A 20,745-nucleotide genomic window follows, 5' to 3' on the forward strand; every position below is an offset into this window, starting at 1 on the left:
GTTTGTCGAAATTTTCCGGTAGAGGGACATTTGTCATTGCTTTTGCTTATTCGGGTGGCCCTACTTTAACCACGCAATTGTGATGCGCGAAAGGGAAGGCCTCCATGTTTTCTTTTATCCGAACCAGACTGATTGCCCGTATTCTCTGTGTTATGACCTTAGTGATTCTATCCATTACAGCAGGCAACGCCGCCATTCAATGGATGAACACCGGATCAGCGGTCAAAGGGACGATCAGCAGCTACAACATGAGTATTGCCAGCCATTATGTAACCCAGATTGATGCCGGCCGCTACAGCGGATTCCTGGCCGATCCGCAGGAGTCGGACCTGTACTGGTCCCTCCGCCATGAACTGGATCAGTTCCGGAAGTCGATTGGTGCCCGTTATGTATATTTTGTACGGATTGATGAGGCTAACCAGCCGCAGCTGATGATTGACGGAAGGCCGGAGGGAGACCCGCTGGCATCGGGGATCAATGAGGCTACGGATATGCCTGCTGCTGCGGTGCAGTCGGTCCTGGCCGGAGAGAATGCCAGCACGCCGCTGATCCATAGTCCTGAATACGGAGATTATATCTCAGCCTTCGTCCCTATGAAGGACGCGGGCGGGAGGCTGGTCGGGGCGCTGGGCATTGACACCGATGTGGCTGTCCTGAGTACGCTGACCCGTGATGTCCTGATTCAGAGCCTGCCGCTCTACAGTATTATTCTGGCCCTGTCTCTGGCCGCGCTCGCGGTGCTGGCCTGGTTCGTCTCCCGGTCCCTGCGTCCGCTGGCGACCATTACGCAGAGTGCGGGCTCCATGGCGGAAGGGGATCTGGCCGGGGCAGCCCGCACTCTGCATGCCCGTCCGGTCACCTCCCGGGATGAGATTGGCAGGGCGTATCAGGCGATGCTCCAGATGTCGGGAGATCTGAATGCCAGAGTGAAGGGGATGGTGTCCGGGGTGTCCACCGCGTCCGACAGTCTCTACGGCTCCTCCGAGACCTTCGCCAGGAATGCCGATGATGTGCTGAAGATGAGTGAGACAGTGAGCGGGAGAATCAGCGATATTGACGCCGGTGCCCATTCGCAGACCGAAGGCGCGCAGAGCAGTGCTGTGGCCATGGACGAGATGGCGCTGGGTATCTCGCGCATCTCGGAGGCCTCGGCTGCGGTCTCGGAATTCGCGGTCAAGGCGCTGGACATTGCAGAGGCATCCCAGACGGCCATGAACCACACTAACCAGCAGATGAAATCGATCTCCGCATCCACCGGGGAGACGCTGGATATCGTGCTGCGGCTGCAAGGCTATACCGATGAGATTGAGGGCGCGCTGGCTGCGATCAGGGAGTCTGCGGATCAGACAAAGCTGCTTGCGCTGAATGCCTCGATTGAGGCGGCGCGTGCGGGGGAGCACGGCAGGGGATTCACGGTCGTAGCCGGTGAAGTGCGCAAGCTGGCGGAAGGCTCCACCGCCTCCGCCGAGCGGGTGGCTGAGCTGCTGTTGCACATCGGCCAGGCTTCGGCAAGCATCGGGGAACAGATGACGGAAGCTTCGGCTGAAGTGCAGGAAGGGGTGCGGATGTCGGCCGAAGCGGAGGCGTCGCTGCTTGAGGCCTCGGCCGCCTTCCGTGAGGTGGCCGGGCAGATTATCGATGTGTCAGCGACTGCCGAACAGCTCTCCGCAGGGTCGGAGGAGGTCGCTGCAACCGTAGGCAGTATGGCTGATATTGCCGGGGAGGTCTCGGAGCAGACGCGGGAGATCCGCGAGCTGACCACTCTGCAATTAGCGCGGATGAAGGAGGTCTATGAGGCTTCGCTGACCATCAGCGCAAGTACGGGCGATCTGCGTGACGCCATCCGGCAGGTGAAGGTATAGGGCTCCGTCTTCCGCTGGCCTAAACGGACTTGTCCTGCGGCCCGTTGGGAAGGGATGGGCAGACGCCGCACCCTCCAGCTTTCAAAAGCTTCCGACTATTGGTATGATTACAAGGTATGTGAATATCTAATACCGATTACATGGAGGAATAGAACAATGAGTGAGACTACAATATCCGGGATTATTGATCATACGCTGTTGAAGGCGGATGCCCGTAAAGACGATATTATCAAGCTGGCTGAGGAAGCCAAGGCTTACAAATTCGCTTCGGTATGCGTGAATCCGGCTTGGGTAGCTACGGCGCATGCCGTGCTGAAGGATACGCCGGAAGTGAAGGTATGTACCGTAATCGGCTTCCCGCTGGGGGCCTCGACTCCTGAGACGAAGGCGTTTGAGACAAAGGATGCCATTGCGAACGGTGCCGGTGAGGTGGATATGGTCATTAATATCGGCGCACTGAAGGACGGCAATGACGAGCTGGTGAAGCGCGATATGGTTGCTGTAGTCGAAGCCGCGCGCGGCAAAGCGCTGACCAAGGTCATTATTGAGGCCTGCCTGCTGACTGAAGAGGAGAAGGTCCGTGCCTGCAAGCTTGCTGTAGAAGCGGGCGCAGACTTCGTGAAGACTTCGACCGGCTTCTCGACCGGCGGGGCAACGAAGGAAGATATTGCCCTGATGCGGGCAACGGTCGGTCCTGAGATCGGCGTGAAGGCTTCCGGCGGTGTACGCAGCGCGGAAGATGCCCTCGTGATGATCGGCGCAGGCGCCAGCCGGATCGGAACCAGCGGCGGCGTAGCTATTGCCAAGGGCGAGCAGAGCCAGAGCGGTTACTAAGCAGAAGTAAGCTAGATGAAGAAACGGCTGCGGCTTCCTTGATGTCAAGGAGGCCGCAGCCGTTTTCTGCTGAGAGGAATTATAGCAGATGGATTTCCTCCAACTAATAATGAAGACATGAGCGCTGCCGAACCAGCAATTGGATAAACAACACTTACATTCCCCAGATTCATCCGAAGCAGCGAAAACTAACTATAGTAGTTGCTGTTTTTCCACTTGTTACCGGTATCTCCATCCATATCGGTGAATTAAGATACGTTATTCCACTGGCATGGTGCAGGAAGCGGTTAGCCGCCTTTTGCGGAAAATGGGGAATTATAGCTGTACAAACTGCAATTAAACCGGGTTAAGCCGGATTCTGCGTCCTTTTAGTTGTACAAACTACAACTAGAGTCCGCGCGGCGACAACCTTGCTACTGCCGTCTTCCTACACCAGCCCTTTATCCATCGCCTTGCCGATCAGCGTAGCGAACAGGCTGTTGGACCAGGCGAACCATTCGCGCGAGAAGTCGGCCGGATTATCCGGGTGGAAGCCCTCGTGCATGTAGCCGGTATCGGCGTCGGTACGGATCAGCATATCAATCAGCTCCTTGATCTCCTCATCGTTATCCGCCGTCAGTGCCTGCATGGACAGCGCCATATGCCACACATAACCGCCTGGCGTATGCGGACTGCCGATGCCCTTGGCGTGCTTGCCCTCGAAATAGAACGGGTTGTCGAAGCTGAGCGCGAACCGGCGGGTGTTCTGATAGATCTCATCCTCCACACCCACATACCCAATATAAGGAATAGAGATCAGTCCCGGCGTACCGGCATCGTCCATCAGTGAGTAGTTGCCGTAGCCGTCTGTCTCATAGGCGTAGATTCTGCCGTATTTCGGATGGGTCACGATGCCGTAGGTACGGATGCCGAAGTCGATCTCCTTGCGCAGCTTCGCTGCTCTTGCCGCAAGCCGCTCATCCTTATATACCTCAGTTGCCATCTCGCCAATATATCCTAGAATAACCACAGCGAACATATTCGAGGGAATGTTGTAGCCGAATTCGCAGCTGTCATCGCTCGGGCGGAAGCCCGACCAGCTCATCCCGGTGTAGTTGACGGGCATCCCGCGGCCGTTATTGTGCAGCGTCTCCGTGTCCTGGAGCGTCTGCCGGATGAAATGATACGGGGATTTCTCCCCGTGATGCTGCTCGGTCTCAATTGTGTTCACGATGGAGGTCAGCGCCTGATAGCAGGCAGCATCGAAGATATCGGTCTGCTCCGCTTCCTTCCAGTACATATAAGCGAGCTGAACGACGAAGCAGAGGGAGTCCAGCTCATATTTGCGCTCCCACATCCACGGGTTCAGATTACAGTCGTCCGTGTCCCGGTAATGCTTGTCGCTGGCCGTCTCGTTGAAGGCGTTGGTGTACGGATCAATATTGACATAGAACATCTGGCGGGCAATCAGGCCGCGGAGAATCCGCTGCAATTCAGGGTCGTTTTTGGCAAAAGGAATATAGTGGCGCACCTGCTCCGTGGAATCGCGCAGCCACATCGCCGGGATATCGCCGGTGAACACGAAGGTGGTGCCGTCTTCCAGCAGCTTAGTGGTTGTCTCCAGTGTGTTCGGGAAGCAGTTGCGGAAGAGCTGCTGCAGTTTCGGGTGATGGGCAAGCCGTTCATCGGCCTCATTCAGATAGGCGGTAATGGAAGCTGGCAGATTCATGATGTAATTCCTCCTGGCATAGTGAATTTAGGATTGTGCGGATTTTAGAGCATAGGTGACAATTTGAGCTTTACCGACAGAGTGGCGTAGAGTGCCTGCTTCCAGGGCTTCCTGCTGTTTGCGCCGTTCCAGAATATCACTGGCATGGATGGCCTCCACGGGAAAATGCGGCGTAAGCGCGAGCTCTTGCTCTACTCCCGCCAGATTGTACCAGCGCAGGATCATGTCCTCATGCTCTGCGGACATTTTGAAGGCGGACAGCGCCAAAGTGCGGCCCTGCCATTCCAGCGGCTGATAGACCGCAGGGAGGGAACCCTCCTGCCAGCCGGTCTGAACCGTGAACCAGGGCACCTGGTACTGATAGGCCCAGGCACAAGCCTCCGTCCAGTCTGTATCCCCGGCGAAGGGACGGACCGCGAATTCCACGGTCTGCTCGCCGAGGCACTGGGCCTCCGGTGTAGGGAACACACCCCAGTCGCCCAGCTCCGATACGCTGCGCAGCAGGGTGACAGCAATCGTGTTGCTGCCGTCCCGCAGCACCTCGTATTCGTTCAGCCCCTTGTTGGCCACCAGCAGTCCGGCGCTGCCGTCCGATACACTGACATAAGCCTGCTGGTGCTGGGCATTGCTTGGATTGATCCAGTCCGCAGCCGGTTCAATGTTGCGCTCGGCGGCTTCGAAGATGGAATCGGCCCGCAGGGTGGAAGCGGCCAGCCCGGTAGGGAAAAGCACGCGCAGCCGGTGATCCTTGGCCTGATTATTGAACGCGGCTGAGACCTGAACGCCGGTCCCTCCGGCCTCCAGGCTGATCCGGGTCACGATCCGCAGCGGCATCTGCTCTGCAGAACGTCCGGCCTTGCGCAGCCGGAACGGCACCATTCTGCGCTTCTCATCCTCAAACGAAGCGTCTGCGGAGGCAGGAATCGTCCATTCGTGTACGATTTCATACGTGATGCGGTAAGGCTCATGCTCAGCCAGCGAGATTCGGGCAGCGAGTCCTTTGGTCGTCAGTGCAGCATCACACTCTGGCTGGCGGAATACATATTCATTGCCGATATCGCCGCAATTCTCATAGACGCCGAGTCCTGTGAAGACTTTGCCGGTGCGCTTGTCGGTTACATCGTAAGAGCCATCCTCGCGGATATGGACAGCCAGGAAGTCATTCCCCATCCCCTGTTCAAGAAGCATAAGCGGACCCGCATCAGCAGTACCGGCAGCTCCAGCGGATGCACCGTCCGGCGACCCCGTCCAGGCATAGGTGCTGTAGCCAAGCGGTGGTACATGCGTGGCTTCGAAGGTCAGCCGGACCATCCGGGCCATATAAGGCTTGCGGAACTGGTCATCCGGCAGCTCATAGCCGAACCGGGTGCCGAGATCCTCCGCCTCGCACGCCACAGTCTGCCCTTCTGCGTCCAGCAGACGCCCGCTATCAAGCGCAAGCGGTAATTGATCCAGCGCTTCAGCAATCGCAGCTGGATTCGGCCCTTCCTTGAAATAACGCTTGGCGAAGATCATCTCCACGCTTACTGTTCCGCTGCGCTCCCAGCCGGTAGTATTGAAGACCGTCACCGGCCGGGCCGATTCGCCCCAGCTTGCTACATTCCGGGTTCCGATCTGTGCCGATACTGCCTTCAGACTGTCTTCAATAATAGCTTCGCCGACATGGCGGCTCTTCTCGAAGCGGCTGATCATCTCACGGTGGACCTCATCCACGCTGCAGCCGCAGATGCTGTCATGCGGGTGGTTCTGCATCAGCGTCTTCCAGGCATAGGTCAGCAAAGCATGGGGATAAGCCTGCCCGCTAACCAGATTAGCCAATGCCGCCAGCGGCTCAGCGCCCTTCTCCAGCAGCGTCTGGCCCTGCTGGTTGAGCTGCTTCAGGTAGACGCGGGCGGAAGCGGTATTCACCAGCGTCCCCCAGCCGTCCGTATGCTGGCTGCGCAGCTCGCCATGCACGGTGACCAGATCCTCAGGCAGCGAAGGGGCCAGCGCCTTCAGATAATCCTCGAAGCTGGAGTGGACAAAATCCGTGTCCGGGTACAGCTTCCGGGCGGTCTCCAGCGCATCCGCGAGATCGCGCTGCACCGGCTGATGATCACAGCCGTTCATGAACAGCAGCTCCGGGGTGGAGGCGTATTTGCCGGCATCCGCGAGCTTTTTGTCCCAGAAGGCCCTGGCTTCCTCAGCATCTACCGGCACCTCGTTGCCGTTGCTGTACCAGTTTGCGAAGAGCAGCCCCAGCACCGTGGACCCGTCCGGGGATTCCCAGTACATCTCCGAGTAAGGCGACTCATAGCTGGTGCTGTTCAGCTCGCCGACCATATTATCGAAGCCTGTCGGCTTCACGCCACGGCCGAACACCGCAGTCTCGATGTCAGCCTGCTTGAGCAGCTGGGGGGCTTGGCCCATATTGCCGAAGGAATCGGGGAAGTACCCGAGCTTCGAGATCACGCCATATTTCGCCGCATCCTGATGGCCGATCAGCAGATTGCGCACATTGGCCTCGGAGCTGGTCAGGAATTCATCCTGGAGCACATACCAGGGACCGATGACAATCCGGCCTTCGCGGATGAACCGCTCCAGCTGCTCTCTCCGCTCAGGATGCACTTGCAGATAGTCTTCAATAATTATGGTCTGTCCGTCCAGGTGGAAGTACCGGTAGCGCTCGTCCTGCTCCAGCGTCTCCAGCAGCTCGTTCATCAGCTTCGCCAGCAGCACATGGTGACGCTCATAAGGCATATACCATTCCCGGTCCCAATGGGTGTGTGAGATCAGGTGGGCAGTTGTACGGGTCATGACAGAAACCTCCTATATGTCAGTCGGGTGTTGTAGCGTTGGCATTCGTAGCAAATGTTTGCATACCTGCCGGGGGAGCACAATATGTAACTTTTGCAGGGGGGAGGAGGGTTCATAATTCACACATTTACCGCAGACAGCGGGGAGCAGCGCAGACAAGCTATTCAGCCCGTAAGCCCCGTAGCAGCGCGGTTTTACACTTGGTTAACATGACAATGCACAACCTACATATTTACGATGTCAGCTTAGTTTCTCTACAATTTGGGATGTAAGCGTTAGCAGGCAAGGCCATAGCAAGAATGCGAAGCGGATACAGATTTATGTGTAATGAAAACTAACATAGAGAGGAGTGGGAGAATGAAGGGGAACAAGTCCCTTGGCAAAAGAATCTGGCAGAATTGGGAGCTCTATCTGTTCATGCTTCCCGCGTTACTGTATTTCTTCATCTTTCATTATGGTCCGATGTACGGCATTCAGATTGCCTTCAAGAACTTCGTACCCTCCAAAGGAATTACGGGCAGCGACTGGGTAGGCTTCGACCATTTCGAACGGTTCTTCAATTCTTATTTCTTCTGGGATTTGCTGTGGAACACGTTCAGCATCAGCTTCTATGAGCTTGCCATCGGGTTTCCGCTGCCGATCATTCTGGCCCTGGCCTTCAATGAGGTCCGCAACGGCCCGTTCAAGAAGTCGGTCCAGACGGTTACCTATGCGCCGCATTTCATTTCAGTAGTCGTCATGGCAGGGATGATTATTACCTTCCTGTCGCCCTCCAGCGGAATGATTGTCCGGGCGATTGAATTCCTGGGCTTCGAGCCCGCACAGTTCCTGACCGATCCTGCCTGGTTCAAGACGGTATACGTCTTCTCGGGCGTCTGGCAGAGCACCGGGTGGGGGACGATCATCTATCTCGCGGCGCTGTCCGGCGTAGATCCGCAGCTGCATGAAGCGGCTATCGTGGATGGAGCCAGCCGGATCAAGCGGGTACTGCATATCAATTTGCCGACGATTATACCCACGATTACGATCATGCTCATTCTGAACATGGGTAACATTCTGGGCCTGGGCTTCGAGAAAATTCTGCTGCTGCAGAATTCGCTTAATATGGAAGCCTCCGATGTCATATCCACCTATGTCTACCGAGCCGGTCTGGTGAACGCCCAATACAGCTTCTCGACCGCTGTCGGATTGTTCAACTCGGTGGTCAATGTAATACTGCTCGTTACCGTCAACCGGATTGCCAAACGCACCAGTGAGAACAGCCTCTGGTAGAAAGGAGTTGAAGTCTTTGGTTACTGCGATGAAAGAATCCAGGGGAGATAAGCTGTTTCTGATCAGCACCTACATCTATCTGTGCCTTGCGCTGGTAGTGGTCCTCTATCCGCTGATCTACATCCTCAGCGCGTCCATCAGTTCGCCGCAGGATGTCAATTCGGGCGCCATGTGGCTGTTCCCGAAGAATGTGACGCTGGACGGCTACAAGCTGGTGTTCGAGAACCCGAAGATTTGGAACGGATATCTCAATACCATCATCTATACAGCTGTTGGCACGCTGCTTAATTTGGCCGTTACGCTGCCTGCCGCGTATGCGCTCAGCCGGTCTGATTTTGTCGGACGCCAGCTGTTCATGGGCCTCATTCTGTTCACAATGTTCTTCAGCGGCGGGCTGGTGCCGACGTATCTGCTCGTCAAGAACCTGGGCCTCATTAACAGCATGGGGGCGCTGATCCTGCCGGTGGCCGCATCGGTGTGGAACATCGTGGTCGCCCGCACCTTTTTCCAGTCCACCATTCCAAAAGAACTACAGGAAGCGGCCCACATCGACGGCTGTACGAATCTGAAGCTGTTCATCCGCATTATCCTGCCGCTGTCCGCGCCGATTGTCGCCGTGATGGCCCTGTTCTACGGGGTTGGACACTGGAACAGCTATTTCCCGTCCCTGATCTATTTGAACGATGAAGCCAAATATCCGCTGCAGATGGTGCTGCGCCAGATCCTGGTCCTACAGGAGATGTCGGCCGAGACCACAGGTGCAGCGATCAACGGCGAGGTAGCTATGGCCATGAACAATAAGGCAGAGACGGCATCGCTGGTCAAATATGGAGTCATCGTTGTCTCGACATTGCCCATTGTGGCGGTCTACCCGTTCCTGCAGCGTTATTTTGTCCAAGGGGTCATGATTGGCTCTGTGAAAGGCTAAAGGTTAAAATGTAATGAACCTAAGGGAGGAATTATGAATGCAGATCACACGTAAACCATGGAAGATTCTGCTGTCTTCGGCTGTGATTGTTGGGCTGCTGGCAGGCTGCGGGAGCTCCAATGAAGGCACTGCGAATAAGAGTACTGGCGAGGCTACGGTGAACAAGGAGGGCTTCCCGATTGTGATTGAGCCGATCACTCTGAGCATGATGGCCCCGGATGTAGGCATTCAGAACTGGGAGAACATGCCGGTGCTCCAGCAGATGAAGGAGAAGACCGGGATTACGATGGAATATAAAAATGCGCCGAAGGACAGCTTCGATACCAAAAAGAATCTGGTGTTCGCCAGCGGCGATTACCCGGATATCTTCTATGCGGCCGGTCTGACGACTGCCGAGCAGATGAATTACGGCGAGCAGGGGATTTTAATCCCGCTGGAGGATCTGATCGAAGAGTATGCCCCGAACTTCAAGGCGCTGCTGGAAGAGAACCCGGATGTGCGCAAATCGATTACCGCCCCGGATGGTCATATCTACTCCCTGCCGGTGGTGGAAATGAGCCAGCACTGGTACCGTAACCCGATGTGGTACAACGGCGACTTCCTGAAGGCGCTGAACATCGATAAGCTGCCGGAAACGACCGAGGAGCTGTACACCTACCTGAAGCGCGTGAAGGAGGAAGATCCGAACGGCAACGGAACTGCCGATGAGATTCCAATCTCCTCAGTGACTACAACTGCTGCGAACCTCCGCGATATCCGTACCTGGCTGCTGGGCGCTTTTGGCATCTATGAAGAAGAAATCTATGTAGACGATGCGGACAAGGTCCACTACACACCGCTTGAAGAAGGCTATAAGGAGTACCTGACGTATATGAACCGCTTGTGGTCCGAGGAGTTGCTGGATCATGAGAGCTTCTCGCAGACGGCGGAGCAGAAGAAGGCCAAGGCGCAGAATAACCGCGTGGCGCTCTTTTCCGACTGGCATGCTTATATGACGAAGGGCGGAGAGCCGTCCACGGCAGATCCGATGTTCGCCCCTGTGCGCAGTGAATCGGTGTCCGCTCCGGCGATTGCCAAGAACAGAGGAATTACAACAGGCGCATTCGCCATTACGAACAGTAACCCTGCACCGGAAGCCTCGCTCCGCTGGGTAGATTACCTCTATTCCTATGAAGGCGCCCTGTTCTTCAACAAAGGGCCGGAGGGTACGCTCTGGGAGTACACCGACAAAGAGAACCGCGTGAAGCAATACCTGCCTGTACCGGACGGCAAGGAAATGGAGGATTTCCGGGCCACCTTGACGCCGAACTACGGCATTCCTGCCCCAACCCTGTCCATGGATGATATTAACAAGGGGCTGAAGACAGACTTTGACCTCTGGGTAGAGCAAGAGACTAAGCAGAAGCTGCTGGATAAAGGCGCGCGGATTCCGTTCCCGGCCCTGTTCCTAACCGTGGAAGAGCAGACGGAAATCAGCAGTCTGAATTCCGACCTGAGTACCTATGTGAAGCAGATGGAAGCGAAGTTCATCACCGGTGCCGAGCCGCTGACCGGCTGGGACAACTATGTGGCTACTGTCAAGAAGATGGGCGGAGAGCGTGTAGCTGAGATTAACCAGGCTGCGTATGACCGCTGGAAAACCAACTAATTCAGGCTCGGCAGAAAGGTGCTGTAAAAATGATCTATAAGGATAAAACACAATCTGTGGCGGATCGGGTACAGGACCTGCAGCAGCGCATGACACTTGGAGAGAAGGCTGGACAATTAGTCCAGCCTTTCGGCTGGCAGTGCTATGAGAAGCAGCCGGATGGAACCACAGGCATGACCGAAGCCTTCAAGCGGCAGGTGGCCGCCGGAGGTGTCGGCTCCCTGTATGGAACGCTGCGCGCCGACCCGTGGACCGGAGTTACGCTGGAGACCGGCCTGTCCCCGAAGGAAGGGGCGGAGGCGGTCAATGCGATTCAGGCCTATGCGATGAAGGAGAGCCGGCTCGGGATTCCGATTCTGTTCGGGGAGGAATGCTCCCACGGACATATGGCGATCGGGGCGACTGTATTTCCGGTGCCGCTTGCACTGGGCAGCATGTGGAACCCGGAGCTGTACCGGGAGATGTGCCGGGTGGTAGCGCTGGAGACCCGCAGCCAAGGCGGGGCGGCGACCTACTCGCCGGTGCTGGATGTGGTGCGTGATCCGCGCTGGGGCCGGACGGAGGAGACCTTCGGCGAAGACCCGTTCCTGATTGCGGCTATGGGTGTGGAGGCTGTGAAGGGCTTGCAGGGAGAACGGCTGGACGCGGAGGATTCCGTGCTGGCCACCTTGAAGCATTTCGCCGCCTACGGCAGCTCGGAAGGCGGGCGGAACTCCGCGCCCGTGCATATGGGACTGCGCGAGCTGCATGAGGTTGATCTGCTGCCGTTCCGTAAGGCGGTAGAGGCGGGTGCGCTGTCCATTATGACAGCGTACAACGAGATTGACGGCGTGCCGTGTACGACGAACCGTTATCTGTTGCAGGATGTGCTGCGGGAAGAGTGGGGCTTCGAAGGCTTCGTGATCACGGACTGCGGAGCGCTGGGCATGCTGACGAATGGTCATAACACCGCAGATAGCGGAGAAACAGCTGTAGCGCAGGCACTGCTGGCAGGCATCGATATGGAGATGTCGGGCGAGATGTTCGAGCAGCATATCGCGGCTGCTATTGAGCATGGCCGGCTGCAAGAATCTGATCTGGACCGCGCGGCGGCGCGGATTCTGGAGCTGAAGTTCAAGCTCGGGCTGTTCGACCGACCCTATGCCGATCCTGAGCAGGCGGAGAGCATCATCGGCAAGCCGGAGCACCGTGAGCTGGCCCGGAAGATTGCCGGTGAGAGCATCATCATGCTGAAAAATGAGAACGCAGCGCTGCCGCTGAGTAAGGGGATTCGCAAGCTTGCTGTGATCGGTCCCAATGCGGATGCCCCGTACAACCAGCTTGGCGACTACACCTCGCCGCAGCCCGCAGGCGCGATTGTTACGGTGCTGGAGGGGATCCGGCAGGCGCTGGGCGGCGGAGCGGATAAGGTCCTGTATGCGCCCGGCTGCCGGATTAAGGGGGATTCCCGGGAAGGCTTTGCCCCTGCGCTGGCCTGTGCGGCCGAAGCCGATGCGGTAGTGCTGGCGATCGGCGGCTCCAGCGCCAGAGACTTCGGGGAGGGGACGATTGATCTGCTCACCGGCGCTTCTGTCGTGACGGAGCATTCCTGGAGCGACATGGAATGCGGGGAGGGCATCGACCGGTCCACGCTGAATCTGATGGGCGTGCAGCTTGAATTGGCGCAGGAGCTACACAAGCTGGGCAAGCCGCTGATTGTGGTCTATATCAACGGCCGCCCGATTGCCGAGCCTTGGATTGTAGAGCACGCAGACGCTATTCTGGAGGCATGGTACCCGGGCCAGGAGGGCGGACATGCGATTGCCGACATTCTGTTCGGTGAGGTGAATCCTTCCGGGCGGCTGACGATCAGCATCCCGAAGCATGTCGGTCAGCTGCCCGTGTACTACTATAAGCGGCGGACGAGAGGCAAACGGTATCTGGAGACGGACTTCCATGCTGAATATCCCTTCGGCTATGGTCTTAGCTTCAGTGAATTCAACTACAGCAACCTGAAGGTGGAGCCTCCTGTAATCTCTGCGGATGAAGAAGCGCTTGTCTCCGTGGATGTAACTAACAGCGGTGACCGGGCGGGCAGCGAGGTGGTCCAGCTGTATATTTCCGACTTGGCCTCTTCCATTACCCGGCCCGAGAAGCAGCTGAAGGGCTTCCGCAAAATCAGCCTTCAGCCGGGAGACACGCAGACGGTTACGTTCCGTGTAGGCCGGGAGGAGCTGGAGTATGTATCGGCGGATCTGACGCGGATCGTGGAGCCGGGTGAATTCACGGTGATGGCAGGCCCGCACTCCGCCGAGTACCTGAGTGCACCGCTCCGGGTCCGGGAGGAGGGCTAAGCCATGAAGCGTATGAACCGGTTCACCGCGTGGCTGGCGAAGCGGCAGTGGGCTGAGAAGATTGAGCTTGCGGAGTGGAGCATGCGTAAATCCCGCTACCTTACTCCCGGCTGCTATGAGCATGAGGAGGAAGTGCATCAGGAATACAATATTTCTCTGCTGGACGGTGGGTATGGCACTACGTATTTCCTTCACCGGGAGATTACGGTTCCGGGAGACTGGGCACCGGAAGAAGCGGCGCTGCTCTATCTGGGACGCGGGGAAGGCCTGCTGAGGCTGGGCGGAACGCCCTATCATGGCCTGGACAGCAATCACTGGTTCATTCCGCTGCCTTCCGGCCGTGCGGGCGAATGCCTGACGCTTGACATCGAGCTGTATGATCCGGTGCCTGAGCCGGAGGACCCGCTGAACCGGCAGGCGGTGATTAAGCCGCCGCTGACGGGCATTGAAATTAAGCTTGTGCGCGTCAATCGTCCGGTATACAGCCTGCTGCATACGGTGCGAATCGTACACGAAGCGGCCCTCCTGCTGCCGGAGGGAGACATGCGCCGCCTCCGCAGCCTTAAGGCGCTGGAGCGGGTCATGGACACGCTTTATATGAAGGAGGAGCTGCTGCTGGACGGCGGTGCCGTAACTGCGGCAGAACAACAGCTGCGGGAAGCTGCGGCAGCCGAGCGGCCTGCGGGGTTGAACCCGGGGACGATGCACATGGTCGGCCAGTCGCATATTGATGTGGCTTGGCTGTGGCCGGTCCGGGAGACGGTCCGCAAGGTCAGCCGGACCTTCTCCACCGTCTGCACCCTGATGGACAAGTACCCGGACTTTCGGTATTCGCAGAGCCAGCCCCAGCTCTATGCCTTCGCCAAAGAGCATTATCCCGAGCTGTACGGGCGGATCAAGGAGCGGATTGCCGAAGGCCGGTGGGAGCTGGTCGGAGGCATGTGGGTGGAGCCCGATCTGAACATTCCCGGCGGGGAGTCGCTGGTCCGGCAAATGCTGTACGGCCAGGACTTCTATATGAAGGAATTCGGCAAGCAGTCCACGATTGAATGGCTGCCGGATACGTTCGGCTATTGCGCCTCCCTGCCGCAGCTGCTGAAGCAGGCGGGCATCGATTATTTCATGACCACCAAGCTGGGCTGGAATGATACCAATCCCTTCCCGCATACCTTATTCCATTGGGTCGGCATTGACGGGACGAAGATTGTGGCCTATCAGAACCATGGGGTGAACGAGCATACGCATCCGAAGGATGTGCAGGAGCACTGGGAGGCCTACGCCCAGAAGGAAGAGCACGATGAGCTGATGCTGCTCTACGGCCACGGCGACGGCGGAGGCGGGGTCACCCACGAGATGCTGGAATATGTGAGCCGCACCGATCTTGCGCCGGGCCAGCCGGTTAGCGAATTCTCGACGGCGGAAGCCTTCTTCTCGGAGATCGGCTCACGCCAGCCGGAGCTTCCGGCATGGCACGGCGATCTCTATCTGGAGCTGCACCGGGGAACCTTCACGACCCATGCCTTCAATAAGCGCAGCAACCGCAAGGCGGAGATTTTGTACCGGCAGGCGGAGATTTGGAGTGTGCTGGCGGAGAAGGACGGTGCTCTGGATCTGGAGCAGCCGGATCAGCCGGATGTGCAGCATCTGTTGCCCTCCGGGGAGCTAGCCGGGGGCTGGAAGCTGCTGCTGCTCAACCAGTTCCATGACATCATCCCCGGGACTTCCATCCCGGAGGTGTATACGACCTCGCGGGAGGAATATGCGGAGATCTTCCGTCTGGGCAGGCAGGTGCTGGACCGCTCCTTGCATGCTCTGGCGGCTGAGGTGAATACATCGGGCGAGGGCCGTCCCTATGTGGTCTTCAACAGCTTGGGCTGGGAGCGTACGGAGCTGCTTCGGCTGGAGGGGGGGCCTGAGCTGGCTGCTATGCAGGCCTTCGATGAAGATGGCCTGTTGCCTAGTGAATGCTGGAACACAGAGGGTGGAGGGGACAGCTGCACGCTGGCTGTGCAGGTCCGCAAGGTTCCGGCCTTCGGCTGCCGGACAATCTGGCTGCGGGAGGCTGCGGAGCCAGCAGGAGTAAGGGATGTGTCGCGTACAGATTCTTCTGCTACTGGAGACGGCTTCCCGGAGCAATGGGAGACGGACCATTATATCCTGACCTTCAATGAAGACGGCGAGATCAGCCGCTGGTATGACAAAAGCGCTGGCCGCGAGCTGCTCCAGCCCGGCCAAACCGGGAACCAGCTGCAGTTCTATCATGACACCCCGCCGCTGTGGGATGCCTGGGATATAGATCCGCGTTATGAGCAGCAGCCTGCGGGCAAGGCGAAGCTGCTGGACCGCCGGATGCTCACCAGCGGACCTGGGCAGACCGTGTTGAAGTTCCGCTGGCAGCTCGGTGAATCGCAGATTGAGCAGGAGATTATACTGCCCCGGAACAGCCGCAGAGTGGATTTCCGCACCTGCGTAAGCTGGAGGGAGCAGCATAAGCTGCTGAAGGTTGCTTTTCCGGTGGACATTGTGGCCGCGAAGGCTACGTATGAGATTCCGTTCGGCGCGCTGGAGCGCCCAACCCACCGCAACACCAGCTGGGAGCAGGCGCAATTCGAGGTCTGCGGGCACCGCTGGGCCGATTTGTCCGAAGGCGGCTACGGCGTTAGTCTGCTGAACGACTGCAAATACGGCTATGACATCCATGACGGAGTGCTGCGGCTCTCGCTGCTGCGCTCTCCGCGCTGGCCGGACCGCAATGCCGACCAGGGGGAGCATGAATTCACATACTCGCTCTATCCGCACAGCGGAGATTGGCGACAGGCCGATACAGTACAGGAAGCGGCAGCGCTGAATGAGCCGCTGCTGGCGATTAACGAAGCTGCACATTCCGGCCGCTATCCAAGCACCCATGCCTGGCTTGCCTTCCAGAGCAGCCACGTCATGCTTGACACGATCAAGCCAGCCGAGGACGGCAGCGGCACAATTGTCCGATTGTATGAAGCGGCGGGCAGCAGAGAGACGGCTGCACTGGACTGGAAGGACGAGGACGTCCGCGCCTGCCGCGTCAATCTGCTGGAGAGCAAGACCGGCTCCGTGGAGACCGCCGGCGGCGTCATCCCGCTGTCCTTCAGACCCTATGAGGTACAGACGCTTAAGTTATATAAGAAGCACGAAAGTAATTAACAGAAAGCAGAGAAGCGGAGGGGAAATTTGGAACTGTAGGAGCGGTAGCGTCCGCCTGAAAGCTTTCCGCAGGAAAGCTCACTTCGGAAGCATCAGCAGTCAACGGATTTCAACCGCTGAAAAGCGGATTAAATCTAGAAATCTGTTGACAACAGCGGCCGGAAGTCCAAATGTTCACCGCAGTGACGATCAAGCTTCAAGTTCAAAGCCTAAGTGCTTCTTATATACCACGAACATCATTCGCAGGAGGAATAGACATGCAAATTACAAGACATCCCAATAATCCGATTGTCGTCCCGGGCGGCTATGAATGGCGCAAGGTGACCGTGTTCAATCCTGCGGTTATCATCGATAACGGCAAGTTCTATATGATCGAGCGCACTGCCGGTTCCCTGACTCCCTGCAAGAACTATCTGGGCTTGCTAGAGAGCGAGGACGGCGTGAACTTCACCCATGTGAAGGATGAGCCGATTGTCACGCCGGATATGCTGGGCTTCCCGTACGGCAGTGTGCAGGACCCGCGTATTGTGAAGATCGATGGAACCTTCTACCTGAACTACGCCTTGCGCCCTTGCGCCATGAGCTATTATCCTACCGGGCGCGGCGTCCCTGAGCGCTCCATTCCGACTTACCCGGACGGCTGGGGGGAAGAGGAGGGCCACTGGCTGACCCGCTCCTCGATTCTGAAGTCAACCAATTTGCTAGACTGGGAATTCGTGGCCGATACCACGCCGCTGGACATTAACGACCGGGACAACATCCTGTTCCCTGAGAAAATAAACGGCAAATTCGTGCTGCTCCGCCGCCCCGAAGAATATGTGGGCGAAGCTTACGGGACGGAAAAAGCCGCTATGTGGATTACCTATTCCGAGGATCTCGTGCATTGGGAAGAGCCCAAGCTGCTCGCCACCGCCGGGAACCTGTCCTGGGAGTCGCGGAAGATCGGCGGCTCAACGCCTCCAATCCGGACAGACAAGGGCTGGCTGGTGCTCTATCACGGCGTCGATGAAGATATCGTATACCGTGTAGGGGCGATGCTGCTGGATCTGGAGCAGCCGGAGAAAATCATTGCCCGGACCCATAACTTCATTATGGAGCCGGAGACGTATTACGAGAAATTTGGCTTCCAGATTCCGAATGTCATCTTCCCGACCGGCAATGTGGTCAAGGACGGCCTGCTCTATATCTACTACGGGGTAACCGATACAGCGATCGCGCTCGCCACGGTGCCGCTGGATGAATTGGTGGAGCATATTCTGAACGAAGCGGAGTAGTCAGGAAGCCGCCGCCAAGCGGAGTACCAGATAATCGCCCCGCCAAGCGGAGTACCAGATAATCACCCCGCGAAGCGGAGTAACCCAAGCACTGGTGAGGCAGGCTGCGTGATTCGTCCCGCAAATGGCGAAGTGGCGAATCACCTGCATAGCTGCTGGTGATATAAATGTTGCACATTTTGCAGCCCCGGTTCACAGATAGCGAGCTTTGCGGGAGGAATGTTGCATAGAATGCAGGAATAAACCTGCCACGCTGCCCGATAAAGATGGAATCCTGCCTTTTGTACAACAATTATGCGTTCGGGCCCATAGGATGAGTAAAATGTTGCATTATGTGCAGGATTGGTTGTATGCCAACATTCAGGGCGGACGCTCCGCCCGTTTTTCAAACCGGTCTTTTCGCAGCGGCCCCCTTCAAGGCATGTTCCTTGCGGTATTGCCCCGGCGTCAGGCCGGTTTCTTTTTTGAACTTGCGGATGAAGTTGGGCGCATCCAGGTAACCGACCTGCTCGATGATCTCCTTGAGCGGTGCGCTGGTGTTCTCCAGCAGCCGGATCACCTCGTCCACACGCCGCTGCCAGATATATTGCGAGAAATTGCTGCCGGTCTTCTCCTTGAAGCTCCGGCTCAAATAAGAGGTCGAGATGGCGAACTTCAGCGCCACATGCTCAAGGCTCAGGGTATAGTCTGCGAACTGCTGGTCCACATACGCCAGAATGTCATCCATCAGGGAAGACTCGCTGGTCTCGGTGTTCCGCTCCACCTGGGCGCAAATGGCGGAAGCCAGCGAGAGCAGCCGGCTCTCCAGCTCCTCCAGTGTCTCGAAGGAGGTCAGCTCCGGCATATTGGTGAACACCTCATCCATACCCAGCTCCGAGGCGGTGCGCAGAAAAGCATTCAGCAGATCGAAGCAGATACACCGCAGCAGATGAACCTGCAGCGGCTCGTCCTTGATCGTGTCAATGGTGTCGGCAATCATCTGGGCCGCTACCGATTCGTTCCCTTGCTTCAGACTCTGCTCCAGCTTCAGCATGGATTTGCGCGGAATCCAGAAGCTCTCGGCCGCGGCGGGATTCAGCTCCGCAAGCTGCTCGAAGTAGGTGACCTGGCCGCTGCGCCGTATCATCCGGTGCTCCAGGGCAGCGGCGGCTTCAATGAACGACTGGTTCAACCGGGCGAGATCACGGTAGGCCATGCCGACACCGATGCTCAGTGCAAGCTGCGAGTGTTCACGGATCACATCCTGAATCCCTTCAATGACCTGCTCCATCCGGCGCTGAACGGGCAGCTCCCCCTCCCCTGGCAGGGAGATGATCAGAGCGAACTGGTCCTTGACCGAGAATTCAATCCCGAAGATCTGCGCATCCGGGCCTGGCAGGCAGATATTGCTGAGCATCTCCTGCAGCAGATGGCGTTCCTGCCAGAACTTGCCGCCCGGCGCTGCATCATCCCAGGACAGGATGGCCGAGAAGTAGAGGCCCTGTCCCTGCGGATGCCTGAAGCCTGCGCTCAGGATCATCTGTTCAATCTCGGGATCATCCGGCTGGCCGTGCTTGAGCAGCAGCAGCATACACTGGTTGCGGACAAAAGGCTCCTGAAGATCAATCCGGGCACTGTAGTCATGGAGCGTCTGGCGGATGGATTCCCATTCATTGCGCAGCTTGGGAGCTTCGTTGCTGCTGCCCCGCGGCTTGGCGAACTCCATCAGATCGCGGATCGGGTGGTATTGCCGCTTGGCCAGCAGCAGCGCCGCCGCTATGCCGGTAACGACTGTAATACAGAAGACAATCAGAATCAGCGTCTGAACATGGGCAACCCGGCTGAAGAATTGGAAGCTGGGCATCGTGGTGACGTAAGTCCAGCCGTTCTCCTCGGACTTCACAGAGACCACGGAGTACTGCTCCCCGTCCAGCTCCAGATTGTGAATCCCCGGCTTAAGAGCGGATAGGGTCTGCAGCTCGTTCTGGGGGAAGCTGACGCCATGGCTGTTCGCGGTCAGCACCTCGCCGGAGGGGCCGAAGATATAGCTGCTGCCGGAGAAATCGCTCAGAACTGAATCCATGACGCCGGTAAGATTGGATTCCTTCATCAGATAGACGACTGTTCCGTAAGGGAACGGGTCATTCGGCTTCACCGGGACGAGCATGGCGAGCATCGGTTCCATCCGGGAATTGACCGTCACATTCTCGGCCGGACGGACCAGCGGCTGACGGGTCTCGTTCAAGTCACGCCGCAGCTCCTCCGGAGTCCAGCGCTCGAACTGATAGAGGGTGTCGAAGGTGATGTGAAGATCAGCCAGCCCACGGTAAGAATAGATATTGGAATCGCCGTGGAAATAGAGGAACAGATCCTCGGCAATGCTGCTGCTGGCCTTGTAATTCGCCAGTGCCTGAATTGCCTCCAGACTGTAATAGGGATGCCGGACCATATAAGGGGTCAGATGCTTGTCATAAGCGATGCGTCCGGCGATCTCCTGAAGCTCATTCATCCGGCCGTCGATGGTGCTTTTCACTTGATTAAGCTGATTAACATTGGATTGTTCAATTTCGACCCGCAGGCCCTTGACGGCGTTTTCATAGACGAAGATGGTAACGCCGGTGAGCGGGATCAGGAACATGAGGATATAGGAAAAAGCGTATTTCAGCAGCAGCCTTGACTTGAAGTGATTCCAGGTCAGCCGGAACCGGTTCAGCAAGGATGGCTGGGGTGCGGGATTGGACATGCAGCAGTACCTCCAGTGTTAAGATATTCGGACCAGAAAGCTTGGATGGAACCTGTTGATTTAGAAATTGCAGTTCTCTTCCGGATTACACTTGTGCTACTATAAACATTATAACATTATAATCTTTGGAGTGAAGCAGCTTTATATTTTAATGACGGGACGGTAGAGCCGTTGCTTATTGTTAAATA

12 protein-coding genes are annotated in these 20,745 nt (G+C 57.3%); 8 read left to right on the forward strand and 4 right to left on the reverse strand.

The genetic code is table 11. The annotated features are described in order from the left end of the window. The first annotated feature begins 152 nt into the window (after nucleotides 1–152). Entirely contained in the window at nucleotides 153–1,862 is a 1,710-nt protein-coding gene (locus NST04_RS08170) for a methyl-accepting chemotaxis protein (RefSeq protein ID WP_341183848.1), read from the forward strand. 156 nt (nucleotides 1,863–2,018) lie between these two features. Then, nucleotides 2,019–2,696 (forward strand): deoxyribose-phosphate aldolase, encoded by a 678-nt coding sequence (deoC, locus tag NST04_RS08175; RefSeq protein WP_339311648.1) that lies wholly within the window; start codon nucleotides 2,019–2,021, stop codon nucleotides 2,694–2,696. A gap of 427 nt (nucleotides 2,697–3,123) precedes the next feature. Here deoC and NST04_RS08180 read toward each other — a convergent pair whose 3' ends face one another. Together NST04_RS08180 and NST04_RS08185 are read right to left on the reverse strand one after the other, a co-directional pair. Then, a complete protein-coding gene (locus NST04_RS08180) occupies nucleotides 3,124–4,404 on the reverse strand; it encodes a glycoside hydrolase family 125 protein (protein WP_341183849.1) in 1,281 nt (426 codons plus the stop codon). Nucleotides 4,405–4,431: 27 nt separating this feature from the next. Continuing rightward, nucleotides 4,432–7,200: an alpha-mannosidase gene (locus NST04_RS08185; RefSeq protein ID WP_341183850.1), complete on the reverse strand. Its 2,769-nt coding sequence runs from the start codon at nucleotides 7,198–7,200 to the stop codon at nucleotides 4,432–4,434. A 357-nt stretch (nucleotides 7,201–7,557) separates the two neighbouring features. Here NST04_RS08185 and NST04_RS08190 point away from each other — a divergent pair, with 357 nt between their 5' ends. From NST04_RS08190 to NST04_RS08215, 6 genes are all read left to right on the forward strand, one after another. Then, complete coding sequence (locus NST04_RS08190; RefSeq protein WP_341150233.1) at nucleotides 7,558–8,472, forward strand: ABC transporter permease; 915 nt, start codon at nucleotides 7,558–7,560, stop codon at nucleotides 8,470–8,472. A 16-nt stretch (nucleotides 8,473–8,488) separates the two neighbouring features. Beyond that, on the forward strand, nucleotides 8,489–9,400 hold the full coding sequence (locus tag NST04_RS08195) for a carbohydrate ABC transporter permease (protein WP_036694906.1): 912 nt from the start codon (nucleotides 8,489–8,491) through the stop codon (nucleotides 9,398–9,400). 37 nt (nucleotides 9,401–9,437) lie between these two features. Further along, nucleotides 9,438–11,048 (forward strand): extracellular solute-binding protein, encoded by a 1,611-nt coding sequence (locus NST04_RS08200; protein ID WP_341183851.1) that lies wholly within the window; start codon nucleotides 9,438–9,440, stop codon nucleotides 11,046–11,048. A 29-nt stretch (nucleotides 11,049–11,077) separates the two neighbouring features. Next, nucleotides 11,078–13,381, forward strand: coding sequence for a glycoside hydrolase family 3 N-terminal domain-containing protein (locus NST04_RS08205; protein WP_341183852.1), 2,304 nt, complete (start codon nucleotides 11,078–11,080; stop codon nucleotides 13,379–13,381). 3 nt (nucleotides 13,382–13,384) lie between these two features. After that, nucleotides 13,385–16,561, forward strand: a complete 3,177-nt coding sequence (locus NST04_RS08210; protein WP_341183853.1) for an alpha-mannosidase — start codon at nucleotides 13,385–13,387, stop codon at nucleotides 16,559–16,561. Between the two features lie 257 nt (nucleotides 16,562–16,818). Next, entirely contained in the window at nucleotides 16,819–17,835 is a 1,017-nt protein-coding gene (locus NST04_RS08215) for a glycoside hydrolase family 130 protein (protein WP_341183854.1), read from the forward strand. Here the strand turns inward: NST04_RS08215 and NST04_RS08220 are convergent, their stop codons facing one another. Beyond that, nucleotides 17,836–17,985 carry a hypothetical protein gene (locus NST04_RS08220; RefSeq protein ID WP_341183855.1) on the reverse strand — a complete coding sequence of 50 codons (150 nt, stop codon included), beginning with the start codon at nucleotides 17,983–17,985 and terminating at the stop codon, nucleotides 17,836–17,838. Nucleotides 17,986–18,220: 235 nt separating this feature from the next. Then, on the reverse strand, nucleotides 18,221–20,557 hold the full coding sequence (locus tag NST04_RS08225; protein ID WP_341183856.1) for a helix-turn-helix domain-containing protein: 2,337 nt from the start codon (nucleotides 20,555–20,557) through the stop codon (nucleotides 18,221–18,223). Between the last annotated feature and the right edge of the window lie 188 nt (nucleotides 20,558–20,745).

This window comes from Paenibacillus sp. FSL H7-0756, assembly GCF_038006765.1.
GTDB lineage: Bacteria > Bacillota > Bacilli > Paenibacillales > Paenibacillaceae > Paenibacillus_AQ.